Source organism: Pseudomonas sp. P5_B2 (assembly GCF_056400445.1).
The window spans coordinates 1-1,334 of the sequence record NZ_JBFULH010000909.1; the positions used below are offsets into that span (position 1 = coordinate 1).

Consider the following 1,334-nt stretch of genomic DNA (forward strand, 5'->3'; position numbering starts at 1 on the left):
GCCTCGGACTGCGCTTGCGCAATGCGTTCTATCGAAATGAACAGAGCTCAGCCTCGACATTCCGAAGTGACAACGAAACCCGGGTCAACATCGACTACACGCTCAAGGTCTGGTAACTGAAGGGTCAGGCGTCATCAACCTTGGCTGGTTGATCAGCACTAGGGAATTACTGGGCTTTCGGCCGGTTGTATCACCTCTATAGGGCGATAGCTGCCCCCACGGCTGACAGCTATCGGCGGTGCGTTCAACCGGTCACACATCAGGCATTGCAACGCAACCCCACCGCTATCCCACCAGTGCGTATTTGAGCACCAAGTCGGTGGTGTATTAAGCGTCCGGGCTATACCGCCTTGATGTCTTCCGGCGGGCAGGCATTGGCGCAGTCGATGCAATATGACACCTGAGGACTGGTCAAATAATTCAAACCCAGAGCCAGGTTGACGACACACCATTGCAACGGTTCAGCGCCCCAGGTTCTGGCCAGTGCTGCGCTCGAAAATCGCCCCCTCGATACCTAGCACTTCACGCGTGTCGGCATAGATCCCGACACCCTTTTCCCAGACATGCTTGATCGACTRATCGGCACAGCGAATCCGGTAATTGAGTTCGAACGGCTCCTGTCGCGCCAGGGCATATTGCACCTCCCGCCAGACGTAATCGGCGTCCTGCGCCAGGATCAGGCTGTTGTAGGTGAACTCATGGTTGTCCACAAGCCGCTCCGGTGGATACCCAGTCAGTTGCAGGCAACCGGCACTGACGAATTCCATGGTCCAGTCGCGGTTGTTCCGGCCGCGATAGATCAGCCCCGGCATGCTGTCGAGCAGGCTCATGCTACTGCGCTGGCTGGCCTGCAAGGCAATTTCGCGCCGTTTATGCGCTGTAATGTCCCCTGCCACCAAATAGAAACCCTGAGGCCCGCGCTTCAGACTGACCTCAAACCAGCGCAGTTCCCCCGAAGGGTGAACAAAACGCAGCCGCTGGTTGAAGGAGGTATCGGGGCGCCGCCGCAGTTCATACAGGGCCTGACGCCACAACGAACGGTCTTCGTGGTGCACATAGTCGATAAGGTTGCGCTCCGTGCCCGGCAGATCCATCAGCTCGACCCAAGCCAGATTGAAGTGGGCGATCTGACCGTTATCCCGCAGTTCAAGCAACGCCGCAGGAAAACGATCCATCAGGTTCAAGGGCGGTGTCTGTGCAAATGCCTCTGGCCGTTCCATCATCTAATGACGCTCCTCGTGTCTCATCGATGTGCCGTTGTGCACCCACGCTGCCAGCTCCAGGCGCGAGTGCAGGCTGAGCTTCTGCAACAGACTCCTTACATAGATCTTCAC

The 1,334-nt window shown here is 57.5% G+C and carries 1 protein-coding gene and 1 pseudogene; both read right to left on the reverse strand.

Features of this window, described 5'->3' with window-relative positions; genetic code table 11:
* Positions 1-461: 461 nt before the first annotated feature.
* On the reverse strand, positions 462-1,223 hold the full coding sequence (locus AC1DRJ_RS27900; RefSeq protein ID WP_477804988.1) for a PAS domain-containing protein: 762 nt from the start codon (positions 1,221-1,223) through the stop codon (positions 462-464).
* Positions 1,224-1,334: pseudogene (locus tag AC1DRJ_RS27905) on the reverse strand (response regulator); the annotation flags it as partial. It abuts the gene before it with no gap.